The organism is Rufibacter sp. JT3400010 (genome assembly GCF_054956755.1).
Window position 1 is genome coordinate 1 of sequence record NZ_JBUDXA010000020.1, and the last position, 19,517, is coordinate 19,517.

Annotated in this window: 12 protein-coding genes; 7 read left to right on the plus strand and 5 right to left on the minus strand. The window is 47.6% G+C overall.

From position 1 onward, the window contains the following. Positions 1-419: 419 nt before the first annotated feature. Both ACY0JR_RS16175 and ACY0JR_RS16180 read left to right on the plus strand, forming a co-directional pair. Positions 420-2,570 carry a CehA/McbA family metallohydrolase domain-containing protein gene (locus tag ACY0JR_RS16175; RefSeq protein WP_462635170.1) on the plus strand — a complete coding sequence of 717 codons (2,151 nt, stop codon included), beginning with the start codon at positions 420-422 and terminating at the stop codon, positions 2,568-2,570. A 1,137-nt stretch (positions 2,571-3,707) separates the two neighbouring features. After that, positions 3,708-7,025: a T9SS type A sorting domain-containing protein gene (locus tag ACY0JR_RS16180; protein ID WP_462635171.1), complete on the plus strand. Its 3,318-nt coding sequence runs from the start codon at positions 3,708-3,710 to the stop codon at positions 7,023-7,025. Positions 7,026-7,312: 287 nt separating this feature from the next. Here ACY0JR_RS16180 and ACY0JR_RS16185 read toward each other — a convergent pair whose 3' ends face one another. Then, positions 7,313-9,205: an amidophosphoribosyltransferase gene (locus tag ACY0JR_RS16185; protein ID WP_462635172.1), complete on the minus strand. Its 1,893-nt coding sequence runs from the start codon at positions 9,203-9,205 to the stop codon at positions 7,313-7,315. Between the two features lie 351 nt (positions 9,206-9,556). On the opposite strand from ACY0JR_RS16185, the gene ACY0JR_RS16190 reads away from it, so the two are divergent. From ACY0JR_RS16190 to ACY0JR_RS16205, 4 genes are all read left to right on the plus strand, one after another. Further along, positions 9,557-10,444 carry a DMT family transporter gene (locus ACY0JR_RS16190; protein WP_462635173.1) on the plus strand — a complete coding sequence of 296 codons (888 nt, stop codon included), beginning with the start codon at positions 9,557-9,559 and terminating at the stop codon, positions 10,442-10,444. A gap of 70 nt (positions 10,445-10,514) precedes the next feature. Next, positions 10,515-10,778, plus strand: coding sequence for a hypothetical protein (locus ACY0JR_RS16195; RefSeq protein ID WP_462635174.1), 264 nt, complete (start codon positions 10,515-10,517; stop codon positions 10,776-10,778). A 164-nt stretch (positions 10,779-10,942) separates the two neighbouring features. Next, complete coding sequence (gene aspA, locus ACY0JR_RS16200) at positions 10,943-12,355, plus strand: aspartate ammonia-lyase (RefSeq protein ID WP_462635176.1); 1,413 nt, start codon at positions 10,943-10,945, stop codon at positions 12,353-12,355. A 362-nt stretch (positions 12,356-12,717) separates the two neighbouring features. Then, a complete protein-coding gene (locus ACY0JR_RS16205; RefSeq protein WP_462635177.1) occupies positions 12,718-12,969 on the plus strand; it encodes a hypothetical protein in 252 nt (83 codons plus the stop codon). 268 nt (positions 12,970-13,237) lie between these two features. On the opposite strand, the gene ACY0JR_RS16210 is transcribed toward ACY0JR_RS16205, so the two are convergent. Beyond that, entirely contained in the window at positions 13,238-13,696 is a 459-nt protein-coding gene (locus ACY0JR_RS16210; protein WP_462635178.1) for a cold-shock protein, read from the minus strand. A 70-nt stretch (positions 13,697-13,766) separates the two neighbouring features. Continuing rightward, the gene (locus tag ACY0JR_RS16215; RefSeq protein WP_462635179.1) at positions 13,767-13,985 is read right to left on the minus strand and encodes a hypothetical protein; all 219 of its coding nucleotides are present in this window, start codon (positions 13,983-13,985) and stop codon (positions 13,767-13,769) included. A gap of 895 nt (positions 13,986-14,880) precedes the next feature. On the opposite strand from ACY0JR_RS16215, the gene ACY0JR_RS16220 reads away from it, so the two are divergent. Further along, complete coding sequence (locus tag ACY0JR_RS16220) at positions 14,881-15,996, plus strand: fatty acid desaturase family protein (RefSeq protein WP_462635180.1); 1,116 nt, start codon at positions 14,881-14,883, stop codon at positions 15,994-15,996. A gap of 585 nt (positions 15,997-16,581) precedes the next feature. On the opposite strand, the gene ACY0JR_RS16225 is transcribed toward ACY0JR_RS16220, so the two are convergent. Together ACY0JR_RS16225 and ACY0JR_RS16230 are read right to left on the minus strand one after the other, a co-directional pair. Further along, entirely contained in the window at positions 16,582-17,835 is a 1,254-nt protein-coding gene (locus ACY0JR_RS16225) for a radical SAM protein (RefSeq protein ID WP_462635181.1), read from the minus strand. Beyond that, positions 17,819-19,507 carry a hypothetical protein gene (locus tag ACY0JR_RS16230; RefSeq protein WP_462635182.1) on the minus strand — a complete coding sequence of 563 codons (1,689 nt, stop codon included), beginning with the start codon at positions 19,505-19,507 and terminating at the stop codon, positions 17,819-17,821. The genes ACY0JR_RS16225 and ACY0JR_RS16230 overlap by 17 nt, the downstream gene beginning before the upstream one ends. Positions 19,508-19,517 lie beyond the last annotated feature (10 nt).

Genomic DNA, 19,517 nt, shown 5'->3' on the forward strand with positions numbered 1-19,517 from the left:
TGTCTACTACGGCTTCAGGGGCTATAGAACCCGCCAGAGCCGCCGGCTGGTAGGGTAAGGCATTTCAGAATAAAGGTTGAAACAATTCTTTCAGATTGATTGTAGCGTTTAGTTCTGCGGCAAATACACCCAACCCACTCTGACTTCTTACGGAATTGTTTCTCTGCTCACCAAAATACTGACAAACGATGGCTCACCGAAAAGAGATGGTTTTGTTTACATACAGTGGTCTATAGAGATGCAAAAGAACTAACCGGAAGCTGGAGTGATATTAGAATTCTGGCCTCAGAAAAGGAATTTCCAGGATGGCACTTTCCTTATTTTCACTCCTTAGAGAGTAAGGGAGATAAGTGGTATTTCACCATATCATTATGAAATATTTATAATGGTATCTGAATGTAAACAGATATACACCAATAATGCATATTACTCTATCTGCTATTTACCATATGATTTATTGTGCATACAAGCCAGTTTTTAGCGCAAATAGAAAATGGAGCCTACTGTTTCTATTTTTTATTTGCGCTATGAGTTCACAGGCGCAGCACCTCGTAGATGTCTCCAGGTTGAACAACCGAAACGGGGTTAAGGTGCAGGTAGAAAACAAGCTGATAGATGTTAAATGGCCCGCAGGCAAGAATGAAAACGGAAGGTTAATACTCGATCTTGACAAGAGCATGCCCTTGTTTAAAAGCGTAGGCCTGGAAACAAAAGTCGAGTATAAGGAAATTGGAGCAGGGCTTGATCCTGCTTTTATTCTTACAATTGGCAAGAGAACCCTAGACCCAAAAAGTGGAGGATGGGACGTGTTTTTTGACCGAGTTCCAAACAAGCCTTACAAGTCTTATTTGGTGGGCTTTGACAAGCGTTCCGCAAGCATTAGTAGTTCTGGCGTACATACCATTATCCGTATCTCTGATATGCAGGCGGCCACATTCAAAGGGATGCTTGAAATAACGTTATACAATGGTAGCCCTCTCTTCAACGTAGCAGCAGTTCTGGCTACAGAAGCTGATTCTACAGCCATTCTCTATGACGCCGGTTTAGTGAGTAAAACACAGCTTTGGGAGAATATATCCTGGTCAGATGTTAAAAACGTGTTCCATACCACAAAGGTGATACATGGAACAGCCGCGAAAAACCAGGAAGTAAAGTACCGTACTATTATAGGGCAGAGCAAGGGGGGAAGCCTCGCGCTATTTCCCCCTCCGCACCAGTATTTTTATCCCTTAGACGAAGCCTTCAACCTGAAATTCACTTGGTGGGGAGAGAGTTACGGAAATCTGATGTCCGGCTACGGAATTGGTATTCGTCAGGACCCATTGGGAGACAGGCGTTTCGTTCCCTGGTTCAATGCACCTCCTGCAACCAAGCAGCGCCTTAACTTTTTCTGTTTGCTTGATACCGGTAGTCCGGCAGGAGCCTTGGAGGAAGTAAAGAAATTCACCCACAGCGATTCCTATGTTCCGCTTCCTGGATATAGAACCATGGCTAGCCACTTTCACAACGAATTCATCATGGATGTTGTCCTAAAAGGTTTGCCCGTGCCGGAAAGGCCCGAGTTTAAGGAAGTCTTCGAGAAGGCCGGAGTGAATATCGTCCATCTGGGAGAGTTTCATGGGCCGGGCCACCCCAAGGGGCCGGATGAGGAACGCTTAAGAGAGTTGCATGCGCTCCATGAACAGTGTGCCCGGCTTTCCGATAATGATTTCCTCTTGCTGCCAGGCGAAGAGCCTAACAACTTCTACGGTGGCCATTGGTTAAGTTTTTTTCCTAAACCGGTTAATTGGATTATGTCTAGAAAGCCTGATATGCCATTCGTTTCGGAACATCCAAGATATGGGAAGGTATACCGTATAGGTAATGAAGCAGAGATGCTGAAATTGCTTGAACTGGAGAATGGCCTAGCCTGGACCGCACACGCTCGGACAAAAGCCTCTACCGGATATCCTGATGCGTATAAAGAAAAACCCTTTTTCAAGTCTGACACTTATATGGGGGCAGCGTGGAAAGCTATTCCGGCCGACCTTTCTTTGCCAACCTTAAGCAAGCGCGTACTCAACCTGCTGGACGATATGTCAAATTGGGGGTTAAGAAAGCATGTGATAGCGGAGAGTGACATTTTCACTATCACGGAGCAAAACGAGATGTACGCCCATTTGAATGTTAACTACCTGAAGCTCGATAAGCTCCCTGACTTCAAGGATGGCTGGCAGCCGGTGCTAGATGCGATGCGACAGGGAAAGTTCTTTGTTTCAACTGGGGAAGTACTGATCCCAGTGTTTACCGTTAATGGCAAGGAATCTGGTCATACGGCTAAAATCCATTCCTCGGGCAAAGCAAAGGTGGCCTTCTCAGCTGATTGGACCTTTCCTTTGAATTTCGCGGAGATAGTGTCGGGCGACGGAAATGAAGTTTACCGGGAGCGAATAAACCTGAATAACACCTTAGCATTCGGGAAAAAGCAGTTTGAATTTACTGTTGATCTAAAGAACCGGAAATGGGCAAGGCTTGAGCTTTGGGATATTGCGGCGAATGGTGCCTTTACGCAACAGGTTTGGTTGGAATAAGTAGCAGTTTATCCAAACTATCTTCAGACGCAGGGTAACGTTTGTAGAGTACCTGCTAATGGTGTTTCCTATAACTATAAGCCAAGGTTCATTCACCCCAGATCTGACACCAAGGTCTATACCTGCTGCGACGCGTTGGGCATGCCCCGCAGGTTTTTTTCACCCTTGGCCACCACTCCGACCACCAGCAGGCAGAGGCGTTGTTGGCGCAGGACAGGTCCAGGGCAGCAGTGGCTGACAAGGGCTACCGATAGCGGTGTCTTCGCTAAGACTGTTGCCCAGCAGGGTGCTGAAGGTAGCTATCCATTTCCGGTCAAATGCCAAGCAGCCGCGCCACATCAATTAGGAACCTTCTACAAAGACAGTAAAAAAGCGCTTCTTCAACCGTGTAGAGCACTAGCCGCGTACTGCCGCTAGGTACGACAAGACCGAATCCAGTTTCATGCCATTCCTGCAGGTCGCCGAAACTATACGCTGCTACTCTAATTGTCAACTCAACCTAGTTTGGCTGGAATTATCAAAAAGTCTTTTTCAATGGTGCGGGATTATCTAATCTATCCGCCGTGCTCAAAAAGGAAATCTCTTTGATATATTATTGGTGATCAATCTATCATGTAAAAAACATGAATGGAGATTTAAGGAAACAGTTATCTATGACTGGTAATAAAAATTTTATAAAAAATGATAATTGTACATTATATGTAGAAACATTCATTTAAAATGAATAGGAGAGATTTTCTGAATATCCATTTTATAACTTATTGGTTTAGGCTATTCTGATAAGACTGGCAATCAGCTTATTGTATAATTTTGCTTTGAACTTCTGGTGTGTTATTCTGGTTTGCCCACTTAATAAAGGGAATAATCAAATAAATACTTATAAATTTACAATTAAGACAGAAGATGATGAAAGTGGGAGGTACGAAGAAGAGAAGCAGTTTCTTTGCCGTATGGATGTTAGTTTGGGCTTTTACCAATTTTAAAAATTGCCCTGCTTTTGCACAAAATACAACTACTTACAAAGTCGGGGATTACCGCACTGCCTCCGCTGGCACGCTCAGCCAGACAGGCGGGGCCAGCCTCCTAGAACAATTAACCACAGAAGGCACTTGGGTGATGGCTTCTTATCCATTGCCAATGACAGCAACTCTATTTGTAGAGCATTCTGCCCAACTTTCTGGGGTACTGCAACTGGCTCAATTACACGTAGCTTCGCAAAAGAGCCTAACGGTTCCTGCTAATACCAGCTTGATTACCACCGGTCAACTCACAGTAGCTACTTTGGCTCAGGTTATCCACCAAGGAGAAATTGAGAACCGAGGGTTGTTTCGGTTACAAGACAATTCTAAGCTGATTATCAAATCTCCTACTTACAAAGCTTCGTCTTTGGTTTGGGCGGGAACCGAGGAAATTGACGCTGCTTCAGAAGTAAGAATAGAGGCAGCTATGACCAATGAGTCCTTATTCAGCAGTAGTCAGTTGGGGGCCCAAGCTCACGGGTACTGGTTTGGTAAACTAACTTTTGCCCCAACTCTTACCAACAGTCAATGGCAACTGACAGATGCTTCGGCTCCGTTGGCTGCCCAAACCTTCAGCGCTACGCTTCCTGCTTCTTCTTCGCTTTTACTTCTGGCAGGTTCAGGACAATCAGTTCAGTTTGGGAAGGATGTAGTACTGAACGGTGGCGTTTATTTATTACAAAACCAGAACATAGGCTCTGGCACCGTATCTATTGCAGGTAATCTGGCCGTTCAGAATGCCACGCTTACGCTAAACCAAATGTCCAGTTCTGAGGCAGTTTCTAGTATTGATCTGAAAGGAAACTTGTCAACAGATGCTACCTCCGTTATCAATAACAGCAGTACAGTTGATACCAAAGCCAGCGGAATCAGGTTTGTGGGCAACACTTGGCAACTCCTTAACGCAGCCGGAGCCGTGAACCACGTTTCTTTGTTTGTGAAAGCTGGCGCCCTGGTGCGTTTAGGGCAGAACCTTCGGCTTAATCCTGCCAACTCTGTTTATGCGGGTGCTTTGGCGGTGGAGAACGGTGGCACTTTAGATTTCGGGGTAGATGCGAACAATGAAGGGTATCAGGTGCAGGGTCAAGGGTATTTCAGGTTGGAGCAGGGGGGCACCTTGTACATCACTAGTTCGCAGGGAATTAATATCACCGGGGCAGCGGGTAATGTGCAGGTTTCAGATAGCCGAAGGGCCTTCACCACGTTAGGTACTTTCGTGTACAATGGAAAAGTACCGCAGCAAACTGGTAACGCGTTTCCCACCACCGGCAGCGGTAAAGTGATCATCATTGATAATCCTACTTCGGTTACCTTGACCAATACCATAGGTCTGTCGGTCAATACGTCTGTTTCTCCGCAGGGAGGAAGACTGGAAATTAAACAGGGAACCTTTGTTTCTGGGGCTTCGGCTGAAGTGACGGGTGCCGGAAAACTGGTTATGAGCGGCGGCAAATACCAAATTCATGCCGTAGGCACGGTAGTGCCGCAACTAACCGGCGTCTATGAGTTAACGGGTGGCGCTATCGAACTGGCCGGTAACGGAAGCCAGACCTTGAGAGGAGGTACCAATTACACCTACTTCAATGTGATTGTTGCCGGGACCAATGATCTGGGTGCTTCTTATAAAACGGTCTCCACCACCACTACCGTTACGCAGAACCTTACTATTCTTCCCAACGCCATCTTAGACCTCACCAACAAAAGCTTAAAAGGCGATGGCGGCTTAACGATGACGGGTGGGTTGTTCCGGATAGGGAAGGCCAGTGGTACCTTACCGGAGTTAGCCGGGAAAAATACTCCCTACACCTTAACCGGCGGTACCGTTGAGTTTTATGGCACCACAAACGGGCAAAGCCAATCCATCAGAGGAGCGTACGGAAATTCCCAGAAGATAACCTACCATCACCTGCTTCTGAATGCCGCAGAAGCCAATACGATAGATGATACAGGAAACCAGCTGCTAAGTGCCAATTTAGACGTGGCTGGCTCACTGACGGTGAAAGCTCCAGCGGTTCTACAGGTAGCCTCCAACAGAGCTGTGGGCGGAACCGGTAATTTTACTGTGGAGCCGGGGGCTACGTTGTTGTATGGTTCTCCGCAGGGAATAAAACTGAGTGGAACCGGTACTTCAGACGGGAACGTGCGGGTGAGCGGTACCAGATCTTTCTCGCCGCAGGCTAGTTACGGCTTCATCGGGAATTCTGTGATGGTCACTGGTGACGGGTTGCCCGCTACGGTGGTTAATCTGCTAATGGCGAAAACCGGTGGAAGCGTGACATTGACAAAATCGTTGGCGGTTTCTGAGGTGTTTACGTTCAAAAGTGGCATTTTCAAAACCGATGAGTACGAGGTAGCCCTTGCCAGACCAGACGCGGCCGCGTTGCAGCTAGCAGATCCGGCGCTCTATATTCAGGGTAACCTGAGAAGAAAGGTAGGAAGCAGCGGTACTTATTCTTTCCCCGTGGGAAGCGCCACCGGAAAACGGCAACTAGACCTGCTCTCCATTGGGTTAAGCGGAAACGGCTTTGAGAGTGTAGTAGTGGGTTTCAAACCACTTGCCAACCACCAGGATGCCGACATGTTTTTAACCGAAGGTGAACTTACCTATACCAGTATAGAGAAAGAAGGTGTGTGGCATGTAGCACCAAATGCAACTCCGGCTACCGGTAATTTCACCGCCATGGCTTCCCTGCAAGGTTTCGCTAACCTTTCTGACAATAAATTTGCCTTACTGATCAGACCTCTCAACTCCACCAGCGGCAAAGAGTGGTCTACCGGCGGAGGAACTTTGGAAGCACCCGGCAAAGAGGGAAGAACCGTGGCCGGTGGGTATGCCAAACGTAACTTTATTACTCCCTTCGGACAGCTGGGCATTGCCAATATTGAGACCGTGTTGCCAGTATCCTGGCTGTATGTACAGGCCGAACGCAAAAACCAACAGGTAAACGTGCAATGGGCAACCGCAACCGAGGTTAACAATGATCGGTTTGAGGTGGAGTATTCATTAGACGGCAAGAACTTTACTCAGGTAGGCAAAGTAGCGGGCTCGGGTAACAGCAACATCAAGCGGGAATACAGCTTCCAACATACGTCATCCGTTAATGCCAATACCTATTACCGGGTGAAGCAGATTGATTTTGACGGTAAGTTTGAATACAGCAAAGTGGTAGTCGTGGAAACCAGCGGCGCTACTCTAGCCCAAATCACGTTGTATCCCAACCCCAGCCATGATTATCTGTACCTCTCCAACATCAGCCTTGAGCCGTCTGCTGCTGTTGAGATTCTGGATATGCAGGGCAGGAGTGTAGGGAAAGTAACACCGCAACAGAATGGAACCACTTCGATTATTTCTGTGCAGCAATTACCGGCCGGGAACTACATTGTCCGGGTGAAGAACGCGGACCAGTTTTTCCAGCAGCGGTTTGTAAAGCAGTAAGTTGTTTTAGCCTGGTTTTCTGAAAACAAGTGCAAAAGCGAAAGCCGGTTCAACTGAACCGGCTTTCGCTTTTATATAGGCTGATGGTAATCATCCCAAAGAGAAGAATGACGATCTATAATTTATTCGTCATCCAGATCTTGGTAACTCGCGGTAATAACGCTTGTTAAAAGCTTTTGTAGGTCGCCCACAAGATCCTTTCAGGATGACAAATGGGTGTATTGACAAAATGTATTGTTTAAACTGTCACTTTACTTAGCACATGAGCACATTAAAAAATCAGCACATTAATATGCGCGTCCTTCTTTGTTTTCCATGAAGTTCACGAAGGCGCGGTTCACTACTTTCATGCCGCCCGGGGTAGGGAAGTTGCCGGTGAAATACCAGTCGCCAATGTGATTAGGAATTGCCTGGTGAAGACCTTCCACGGTTTGGAAAATGACTTGCACTTCGGCCTTCACGTTAGACGCCTTTACAATTTGCGCTACTTTGCCGCTTATTTCATCTGGGGTGAACTGGTCATAAAGTTCCTGCACAAAGTTCTTGGTTCTGGCTTCACCGGTTTTCAGGCCCATTTGGCAATTCTGGTACACTTCGCGCGCCAGGTTCTCTTGCTGACGTTCTTTCAATAAACCCATCATGGCCCGGAACGCGACAAACTCCTTCATTTTAGACATGTCAATGCCGTAGCAGTCTGGGTAGCGGATTTGCGGGGCGCTGGACACAATGATAATCTTTTTAGGGCCCAGGCGGTCCAGCATTTTAATGATGCTCTGCTCCAGAGTGGTGCCGCGCACAATGGAGTCATCAATGACCACAATGGTGTCTACGCCTTTCTTCACTACCTCGTAGGTAGTATCATAGACGTGGGCTACCAAGTCGTCGCGGGAGTCATTGTCGGTGATGAAGGTGCGGAGTTTGGCGTCTTTGATGACTAATTTCTCTACTCGTGGCCGGAAAGAAAGAAGGTTTTCCATCTTGTCAACGTCCCCGTCTGCTTCGGCAATGGCCGTGCGACGGTAGGAGCGGAGGTGATCTTCTACGCCTTCCATCAAACCCAGAAAAGAAGACTCCGCAGTGTTGGGAATGTACGAGAAAACGGTGTTCTCCAGGTCATAGTCAATAGCCTGTAAGACCTGCGGGGTCAGCAATTTGCCCAGCATCTTGCGTTCCTGGTAAATCTCAGGGTCGTTGCCGCGCGAAAAGTAGATGCGCTCAAAGCTGCAGGACTTCTTTTCCAAAGCAGGCAGTACTTCCTTCTCGGAGGCTTCGCCGTTCTTCTCAATGATAAGCGCGTGCCCCGGCGAAATCTCCTTTATCTGGCTGTACTCAATCCCGAAGGCGGTTTTAATAGCCGGTTTCTCAGATGCGATAACCACCACTTCATCATCCATATAATAATACGCCGGACGAATACCGGAAGGATCACGCACCACAAAGGCGGCCCCGTACCCGGTTAATCCCGCCATGGCGTACCCGCCGTCAAAGTCTTTGCAGGCCCGGCGCAGCACGCGTTGCAGGTCCAGGTTTTCTTCAATAAGGGCCGTGATTTCCTCGTTGTTGTTGTCTGGCTTGAAGTAATCAAAAAGGCGCTGGTTTTCCTCGTCCAGGAAGTGACCGATCTTTTCCAATACGGTAACGGTATCAATCTTCTGGCGGGGGTGCTGGCCAAGTTCGGTGAGCACATCAAACAGCTCATCTACGTTGGTCATGTTGAAGTTACCGGCCACGGCCAGGCTTCGGTTGCGCCAGTTGTTTTCCCGCACCATGGGGTGGCAGTTGTCTACGCTGTTTAGGCCGTGGGTACCATAACGCAAATGGCCCAGATACACATCGCCTAAAAACGGCAGATTATCTCTGAGCCAGTCAATGTCTTTGGAAGCCTCTGGGTGTTTTCGCTTCAGTTTGCCGTATTTTTCGCTAATTCTGCCAAAAATCGCATCAATCGCTTTGGTCTTAACGGAGCGGTACCGGGCAATGTACTCGGTGCCAGGTTTGGCTTTGATTTTGATGCTGGCAAAACCGGCGCCGTCTTGCCCCCGATTGTGCTGTTTCTCCATGAGCAGGTACATCTTCTGGATGCCGTACATGGGCGTGCCGTATTTTTCGGTGTAGTATTCTAAGGGTTTGCGGAGGCGGACCAAGGCAATTCCGCACTCATGTTTTATCGCATCACTCATTGTAAAAGGCTTTTAGGCGAAAGCACGTGTCCAATGCTTCCGGTTGCCAGTCCTGCTTTGTTAAAAAGGGAAGCAGAAAAGACATGCAAAGGTAAGTGTAAAAATACGTAACGCGCTAACGGAAAAACCATTTTCCGTGGGCCATTCTTTTTTTGAGATAGGGTAAAAATATATAAAGCAGGGGCAGAGCGAAGCCAGCAGTAATTTAGACGGGGTTGCCTTATGGAACTACTAAATATCTTGTTTTGCAGTTCTTTACCAATATCATTTGTAACCCGATTTCCTGAAAGTAACTCTAAAACGAAGAACAGGTTGAGGTGAAGCAATGGGTTGTTGCCTACCTTTGCCTTCATGAACAGACAAGTACAGGTACACGGTGCTTTATTTCTGGTGGCCCTCATCTACGGCGCCAACTACAGCATTGCCAAAGAGATAATGCCAGGCTACATGTTGCCGTTCGGTCTCATTGTGTTGCGGGTGGTAAGTGCGGTGCTGGTGTTTGGGGCTATATCTTTGTTTGTGGTCAAAGAGAAGGTTCAAAGTAAAAGTGACTGGGTAAGAATCATGCTTAGTGGCTTGTTCGGGATTACGTTAAACCAGCTTTCCTTTTTCAGCGGACTGAATCTTACCTCGCCCATCAATGCCTCCCTAATTCAGACGGTTTCGCCTATTGTGGTGGTGCTGTTGTCGGCGTACCTGCTTAAAGAGCGGATTCAGGCTTTTAGAATGGTGGGCATTCTGCTGGCGGGGCTGGGAGCCATGATGCTGATTTCGGGTAAGGCCGGTAACGCGCAGGGGAATATTTTAGGCGATTTGCTGATGCTGGTCAATGCAGCGTGTTTCGGGGCTTTTCTGGTTTTGGTGAAACCATTAATGCAGCGCTATAACCCAATCACAGTGGTGAGCAGGGTATTTTTAGTAGGTTCAGTGGGTGTCATTCCCTTTGGGATAGGGCAGGTCATTCAGCCAAAATATGCTTCATTCCCGATGCATATCTGGGGAGCCATCGCATTTGTTATCATTGCGATGACTATTCTGGCCTATCTTCTGAACGTATGGGCCATAAAGTATGCCAGTCCGGCCCTTGTGGGTGTATATATTTACCTGCAACCGGTTTTCGCCATTTTAATAGCGGTAAGCTTAGGGAAAGACCTGTTTACCTGGCAGAAAGCCCTCTACGCGGCCATGATTTTTGGCGGCGTCTACCTGGTAAGTAAACCTAAAAAGGAAATTGTCTAAGTATTCTGCGGTAGAACCTCCGTATAAAGAACCTTTGAACGCTTTTGACGCAGAAGGAACAACAGATAAGATGACAGAACAAGCTCGATTCGAAGATAACGAACTTCATCATCTCTTCCTGATGGTTGAGGCCCAGGATGCGACCTGTATGCTTAACCTGGCGGGTCACCCGCTGCGCATACGTGAAGTTATTTTTCAGATGGTAGACAACGGTTGCCGGGTTAGCAAAGTAGGAGCAGACTTCTATAACATGTTCCTCTATGACAAAGAAGTGACCGAAATCTACGATTACCTCACCACCATCATCAAAGTGAAATTCATGCAAGCTAGGTAGCATTAAGCTGAAAGATGTTTTAGGCCTGATTTTACTAAAACGGCTGCTAATCCGTGAACAGAACGGCGGCTTTCTAGGCATTTCTGACAGGACTAAAACAAAGTGTCCTTAAATGAGGTAAGGTAACAAGTGATCTCCATCAACCATTACCAAAGCCAAGCTGCATGAACGCTACTACCAGAATTGAACATGATTTCCTAGGCGAAAAAGAGATTCCCAACACGGCCTATTACGGGGTGCAAACCCTCAGGGCATTAGAGAACTTCAACATCACGGGCATCACCAATTCCTCTGAGCCGCTTTTCATTGTCGCGTTTGCTTACGTGAAGAAGGCGGCGGCCATGGCCAACCGAGATTTGGGCGTGCTGGACAAGAAAATTGCCGAAGCCATTATTTTTGCCTGCGACGAGTTAATTGCAGGCAAATACCGCGATCAGTTTGTGACCGACCTGATCCAAGGCGGGGCCGGAACCTCTGTAAACATGAACACCAACGAAGTCATTGCCAACATTGGGTTGGAATACCTAGGCCACCAGAAAGGACAGTACGAGTTTCTGCACCCCAACAACCACGTCAACTGCTCCCAATCTACCAACGATACCTACCCAACGGCCATCATGATGGCCTTGCACCTGAAAGTAGATGTGTACCTGCAGGCCTTAGCTGATCTGCGGGAATCCTTCCTCCGGAAATCAAAAGAGTTTAAGAACGTGCTGAAGATGGGCCGTACCCAGTTGCAAGACGCCGTGCCTATGACATTAGGCCAGGAGTTTCATGCATTTGCCACTACCATTGGAGATGACATCAAGCACCTGCGCGAAGTGCAACGCAAGTTGTTGGAGTGCAACATGGGCGCCACCGCCATTGGCACCAGCATTAACGCTCCCCAAGGCTACCCCGAACTGTGCACCAAATATTTAGCCCAAATCACCAAATTGCGCATTACCCTCGCCCCAGACCTGATAGAAGCCACCTCAGACATGGGTTCCTACGTGTTGCTATCCGGTATGCTGAAACGCAGCGCCATCAAAATCTCCAAAATCTGTAATGATCTGCGCCTGCTGGCTTCCGGACCACGGGCGGGCCTGAACGAGATTCGGCTCCCACCCATGCAGCCGGGTTCGTCTATTATGCCGGGCAAAGTGAATCCGGTTATTCCGGAGGTAGTGAACCAAACCGCTTTCTATGTGATGGGCGCAGATGTGACCATTAGTATGGCAGCCGAAGCAGGTCAATTGCAGTTGAATGTGATGGAGCCTGTTATCGCGTTCAGCTTGTTCACCTCCATGAATTACATGATCAATGCCATTACTACCCTGCGCCTTAAGTGTATAGATGGCATTACGGCCAACGTGGAAGTATGCCGCGAAGAGGTCATGCGCAGCATTGGCATTGTCACCGCGCTCAACCCAATTCTGGGTTATGAAACCTCGGCCTCTATTGCCAAAGAAGCCTTAGCCACCGGAAAATCCATTCATCAGATTGTGATTCAGGAACGGCAATTAATTACCCAGGAGAAGTGGGATGAAATCTATTCCTTTGAGAACATGATCCATCCGGTGTTCATCAACGGATAACCCCAGGAACTTCTGCCTAAGTCCAAGAACCAGCCCCTTGTTTTAGCCTGTTTTCAGAAAATCAGCATTAAAACAAAAGGCTGGTTCTTTGTTTTGTTGAGTGGGGTTAATTGGAGTTCTGATTGTATAGGCAAATTACTTGAGATGTAGCGTCGTTACACCGTAACGACGTGATTCCGCAGCATGCAAGGGGCCGCCCTCCGCGGGAGTTTTATCTTCCCCAAACAGCATTTGGAAACTAGCGTGTTATACAGGAATGCTGCGTATCTTCGTTTTCCCTTTGCGGCCATTTGCCTTTGCCAGATGAAACTTTAACAGAATAGTATACCTTATGCAAAGGAACCGCAGTAGAACAATTTGAGATGTTAGAACATTCGCTTTTTCATAAACTTCCACCCTGGACCCAGGCCGAACTTCTGGAGCAGAAGGGGATAGCACTGTCGCAGCGTAGCTTCAATGGATGGGCCATTACCTTGTTCTCGTTTGAGAACCATTTTCTGGAAGTATGGGCCAAAATGGGCGTGGAGGTAGTAGGCTCTTTTCAGGCCACCGCCACGTACATGGACATCATAGAACCGTACATGAGTGATCTCTCAGTACCCGAAGGTGTGTGACGCTTCCTGAATAATAGTGTAAATAACGCAGCCGCTGCATGTCAAGCATTTTATGCCCTATAAATAGAAAGGCCCTTGTTTCTAAAAACAAGGGCCTTTCTATATTTTATAAGAAACGTACGTAGTGGTTTTAGGACATATTTCTGGAAAACAGCCTTTAAACCAGTGTCTTTTCTATTCTGGCTTTCACTTTTCTGAAGGTGCAGTTTGCTTGTATGGAGCATAGCCACTGCAAGCGCAATGCCTCATTCAGAAATAGGGGAACCCCTTATTCTATCACCTTTACGTTAATGGCATTCAGGCCTTTTAAGCCTTTTTCTACCTCAAACGTAACTTTGGTGTTTTCCTGCACCGTGCCTTCCAGCGCGTTCTGGTGCACAAAGATGCTTTCCTGAGACACATGGTCTTTGATGAAACCGTATCCTTTGGAAGAGTTGAAGAAGGTGATGGTGCCTTTTCTGATCAGATCGGCAGGATCAAGGGCTTCTTGTCTGGACACGCCAATCTGGATATCTTCCTGATTGATGACTTTCTTTTTCTTGGTAGGATCTGGCGGCGTAGAAGAGATGTTACCATTTTCATCTACGTAGGCAAGCATGTCATCCATGTCTTTGCCTTTGTTGGAAGTGGCGCTACGCTCTTCCTTTTTCTGCTCTTTGTCCTGGCGCTTCTTGAGTTTCTTTTTTTCTTTTTCTTTTTTACTGAAGGTTTCTTGTGATCTACCCATTATGTGTGCTTGGTTGTTAAATACTGTAATCTATGCTAATGATCAATGCCTGTTCTGGCAGAAAAGTGCCCTACCGGAACATAAAGTTGGTGCCGTTGCGAATCCAGGTCTCAAAGAAGGAGTTATCATTGAACTCACCCGTCAATAAACCTTCTTCTTCTTTGCTGGCCCGGCTATTCATGAAACTTGGAAGCGAAGATTGGTTATTGGGTACCCAGTCCTGGCCTTTTTTCAAAGCAATACACAAGTACTCACGGGTGTTTTTATCTACTAGATATTTTCTGTTCATAAAAGGGATGTTACTCCGGAGTTGATAAACCGGCACAGAATGGTGAAAAAAATGTAAAACCTTGCTACTGATAAGCAAGGGTAAAAGCCTTACCGCAAGCAAAAAAGCGTGACGTAAGCAGCAGTAAAACGAAATTCTTTACAGAGCGCGGACGTTTAAGGCCGGGAATTGTTTTTAGGTGACCTCCTGTGTTCCAGCGTCTTTGTGCTATTTAAGATTACCGGAAACTACCAGACCAAGAAACTTTCGTTTGGCCTCCTATAAAAAGTTATACTTTGCCCTGCTTTGCGTAGTATTGCTTGTTATACCTATATGACATAACATAGAGCAGATACGTTCGTTATTTTGTACAATATACGCTAAATTATTTACAATCTCTATTTTTTCGGCTTCGGTAGCGGCAAACAGAGGTGGTGAGCTTTCAGAAAACGGCTTGATTACCCAAATTCTAAAATCTGTTGATATTAAAAGTAGCTGATTTACAATAAGTTTGTAGAATGTTTGCTTTAAAGTAGGTATGGACTGCCTTTTTTAAACTAATTAGAACGTTTTATACGTTTAAAGAGTACGTATTTGTACCGAGCTTTTATAAAGCACCTTTTTCCTGGTCCGCCTTACCCGTGTTACGGCGGGTTGTGCTTCTTTAAGGAGTGCAAATTTAGGCAGCTTTTTTATTCCTGAATTCCTGGTATAACGCCGGGTAAACTCCCCCAAGAAATCCCTCCTGTTTTAGTTGGTTCTTTCTTTAAAACAAAAAATCTTTTCGGCTGTTTTGATGGCATGCTGAGAGATTATTCCCTTTTCTGATTCGTGTTATTGCAGTGATTGAGGCCTGGAATTTCAAAATCATTAAATACTTCCAGTTATCACCCGTTCCTCAATCAGTAACAATCACATGTCACAAAAAGTAAAGTTCATCAACAAAACACAGTCTGCCTTTTTCGCCACGGCGCGCCAACGGGTAGAAACCTCCTTCAAAGAGAAAGGCATCTCTAAGAATGCCAACAGCGCCATGTGGCTCAAAACCATCTTCTTCGTTACCGTCTTTTGCTCCCTCTATCTGCTCATTCTTACCGGTTGGTTTCCTACCTGGGGCGTGTTGGGTTTGACGGTAATTTTAGGGGCGTTTGCGGCTTTCATTGGTTTCAACGTTTGCCATGATGCCATTCATGGTTCTTTTTCCAGCAATTCTAAGGTCAACAAAGGCTTAAGCTTCCTGTTTCATTTGATTGGGGCCAATCCTTACCTCTGGAATATTACGCACAACGTGGTGCACCACACCTACACCAACATTCCCGGCCATGACGAAGATATTGAAGTGGCCCCGGGCCTGATCAGGTTGGATGAAAGCGAAAAGGTGAACGGCTTGCAGCGCTACCAACACCTGTACGCGTTCTGGTTGTATGGCCTGGCGTCGCTTTCCTGGGTTCTCCGGAAAGACTACATCAAGTTCTTCCAAAAGCAAATAGGGCAGCAAGTCTCCAAACATCCTAAGATAGAGTACTTCAATCTGTTTTTCTACAAGCTGCTGCATTACACCATTTTCATTGTGGTTCCTATGTTCGTGTTAGACTTAACCTGGTGGCAGGCGGGCCTCGGTTTTCTGGTGCTGCACATGGCCGAAGGTATGGTGATGGGCCTGGTTTTCCAGTTAGCCCACGTAGTGGAAGGCACCAGTTTTCCGGTACCCAATGAACAGGGTAATATGGAAGAGGCTTGGGCGGCGCACCAGATGCGAACCACCGCTAATTTCGCTCCCACCAATGCCTTGGCCAGTTTCTTTTTAGGCGGACTGAACCGCCAGATAGAGCACCATCTTTTCCCCAAGGTCTGTCACATCCACTATCCGGCCATTGCCGTGATTGTCCGCCAGACGGCTCAGGAATTCAACCTGCCTTACCTGGAAAGCCCTACGTTCGTCTCGGCCATACAATCGCATTACCGCATGCTGAAAAAGCTGGGCAAAGAGGCCTATCAGGAACAAGCGAAAGTTCAGTTGCAGGCAGCTTAAGCTGAAGAGTTAAGGCTGGTATTGAGTAATCGTTTTCTCAAGTGCCTTTGTTTTGCTTCTGCTTTTGAAAATACCCTAGAAATGATAAAGGCTAGAAAGCCGAACCATTTAACCAAAAAGAGCTCTCCGATTCAATCGGAGAGCTCTTTTTGGTTTTAGAGTGTATTAGGGAAGTCATTTAAGGGCTGTTTTTTGAAAACGAGCTTTCAAATAGGAGTGTTTTACACTGGTGGTTTCCGGCGAGTCTGGAGACTCGCATCATCCCAAGTCACGAGACTGGAGTCTCGCGCCTGTACCTTTACAGCACTTTCGTTTAAAGGCCCATTTCCTAAAACAAGGCCGAAATCAAAACTCGTAGCGTCGTTACGCTGTAACGACGTGTCTCTATGAAACAGGAACCTGTGATTCACGTTAGACCTTTCCCAACATGGCTGAGAAAAGTTCTTATTAGGTTGAGAGGTTGCTGCTGCGTAGAACCACGTCGTTACAGCGTAACGACGCTACATTCTGTTTACAGCCCTAATTCTACCAAACAGCATTGAAACGCAGCAGAAGAACTCTCTGTGAACCAGCATGTAGTTCAATCTAAAAAGCAGGAGGGGCGCTGACTGGGCAGCCTGCATTCTGGAGGTTGGTTAGGTACTGCTTTATGTCTAGATCCAAGGCACTGCCTGCGGGCTTTTGGCAGAAGGGACAGGCATGTATCTGCCCATTGGTATCAACATACACGTGTCTGTCGGCGGAGGCGGCGCAACTGGCGCGGCGGCGTTGGAGATCATAGTACACCACCATGGGCAGGTGCCGATAAGCCGAGTTGTAGTTCAGGTTGGTGTAGAAATCTTCCAGTATTTTCTGCTGCGCTACGGTTAAGCTAACCTGTTGCCCTGCATAATGCCCTACCGCTTTGGGCTCCAGCACCTGGATAAAAGTGGCTCCTAACCTGGTGGCGAGGTGGGCATACTGCATCAGGTTTTCTTCCGTTACAAACGTCTTGGTGGCGCACAAAGACAACGCCACCACCAATCCTGCCTGGCTGGCATTGGCTGCCGCCTTTTCTACCCAGTCATAAGATTGCGCAAATCCCCTAAACTGGTTGTGGAGCATGGGATTGAAATGATCCAGGCTGATAGTGATACCGGTTAAGCCCGCATTTTTCAAGGCCAACGCGTTCTCCGGTGTCAACAGATGTCCCGAGGTGATAACCCAGAAATCGGTGTTGGGTTGAGCCGTGCGCAGGAGTGTCAGCAAGGCCGGCATTCTGAGCAGAGGTTCTCCGCCGGAAAATTGCAGTTGTCCTACGCCCTGTTCCTGAAATTTGCCAACAATGACTTGCAAGTCAGGAACGGTGAGCTTTTCTTTTCCGTTGAGGGCATCCCATTCAAAGCAGTGCTCACAGCGCAGGGCGCATTTCTTTGTAATGGCCACTATCACGTTCTTGAAGGCGAAAGGCTTGTGCCGGAAGGGAGCAATGCGGTTTATTTCGGTTAAATGGTATTCGTCATATGCCTGGGAAGGCCAACCGGGTGTATTGTATTCATAGTAATAGCGGCCCTGTACCTTGGCTACTTTGGTCAAGGCAGCATCTCCTAAGTACCGGCGCCGGGTCTTGATCAATTTCACCATCACCTGTACTGCCTTAACCGGGTTCTTTACCTGGCCAAGCACAAGCGTAAACAAATGCCACCTGATGCGCAGAATAGCCCAGAGACTCTGCCACTGGTTTAAGATAACCGTTTTGGAACTATTTTTTGTAAAAATGCCAGATTCTACGGCCGTAGTGTTTGGGTGGGATTCCAGAATCGGGGCATTCAGGGCGAAGTGATCAGCGAGAGGCAGCATGGGCGGTTATCAGAGAGGAGAAGTTATTGTCTTTGGCTAGCTGCGTGTATCGGTCGCGCGAAAACTGCATGAAGTGGCCAGGTTTTTCAAAGGCCCTCAGGCTAATCAGGTTCGGGATTCCTTCATAGTCTCTGATGTGCTCGTAATAGCCCCGCGTGTGTAGAAACAGGGTTTGCTCCATTTCTTGCCCTTTTTTGGGCAAAGCATACGTGAGCAAGACCGCATCGCCCACCGAGAATTGCCGGAGGTAGTCTTGATCAGCAGCAGCCAGCAGGTGGGCCACATTTTGCCCCGATTTCTCCAGAGCAGTGCCCGCTTTCACTTTCGCCACGGTAACGGGCAAGTCTGGGGTGAAATCCATGCCTACCTGGTCAATCTCCCAGAACATAAAACCGCAGGATAACCGTACCTGGACCGTTTCGCCGGGCACTTGGGAGAGGTTAAGCGGCACCACCAGTTTTCGGCTGGCTAATGGGCCTACCGGCGGAATTCGTTCTACCACCTGCCAACCTTCAGCCGTTTTTACTTCCACCAACAGCGGAATTCCCTGGTCTTGCTGCCATTGGAGCAATTCTGTAGCGGGTACGTCTTTCTGCTTTTCGGCCCAGTGGTTGTAAATGCCTTTGAATTGCTTGGTGAATTCGCCGTACAGATAATCCAGCCAAAGCGAGTTTTGGGCCTGTAGCACCAGTTTGCCCGTATGGCTGCCCGCCGGTTTCCTGAACTGGAGATTTACGGAATTGTTATTCGTTTTGGGGGAATTGAAAGACCAAACGGCACTGTCCTGTTTGGCAAGAACGTTTGCGTAATTGATTCCATCTGAGGCTATGGCCGTTTGCGGGGCAAGGGGTTTCGTAAACGTATGCGGCAGGCCTTTCTGGTCAAGCAGCACCTGCACTCCGCGCGGGTGTTGCACCACCTGCAATTCAGCTACATTGGTGTATTGCCGCTCTTTTAATTCGTTCGCGATTTTGATTTTCAGCTCTCCGTTGGTCGCCTCCCAGCCCGTTAAAGGCATGTAGTCATCCCGTTCCAACGGAGTAAAGATAGCTCCGCCGTAGGCTTCCCCTACAAAGTGGCTCCCCTTTGTATTATACGTATACACATACGGGCAGGAGCTTTTAAAAAGCAGCACAATCACCGCCAGAAGGGTGTACGCCGCCGCTAAACTACCAATACCAACCAGCACATAGGAGGCCACGGTAGCCCCCGTGTCTTTATCCGTGATCTCCACTCTATTTAGCGCCGTCAAAGGAATCACTACCTGGTTTGCCTCATTTTTGGAGAATTCATAGACATACAGGTGCACAATGTTCAGAGCAATGGCGCCGCTTTCCTTCTGGTACCGTATGGAGGAGCCTTTCTTGTCATTGACGTAGGGCATCAATTCCTGAGGAAGCGGCTGTAATTTGCCCGACATGGCATTCTCCTGCACGGCTACTTCTTTCAGTTCCCACAGGTTTTCGCCTTGGTGCAGGATAAAGCGTTTGTAATTGGGCAAGCTGGCGACCTTCTCAGGAGTTAAGGATTTATCTTCTTTGAGCCGATAGTAATTACAACTAGCCGCCAACGGCAGAAAGGAAACCAAGAGAACCCAGGACAGCAGCTGTTGCACAGTCTGGTTCTGGAAGAATGCCGTTCCTACTAAATGGCGAGGTGTTTTCCTTTTCATGTTGGGAGGT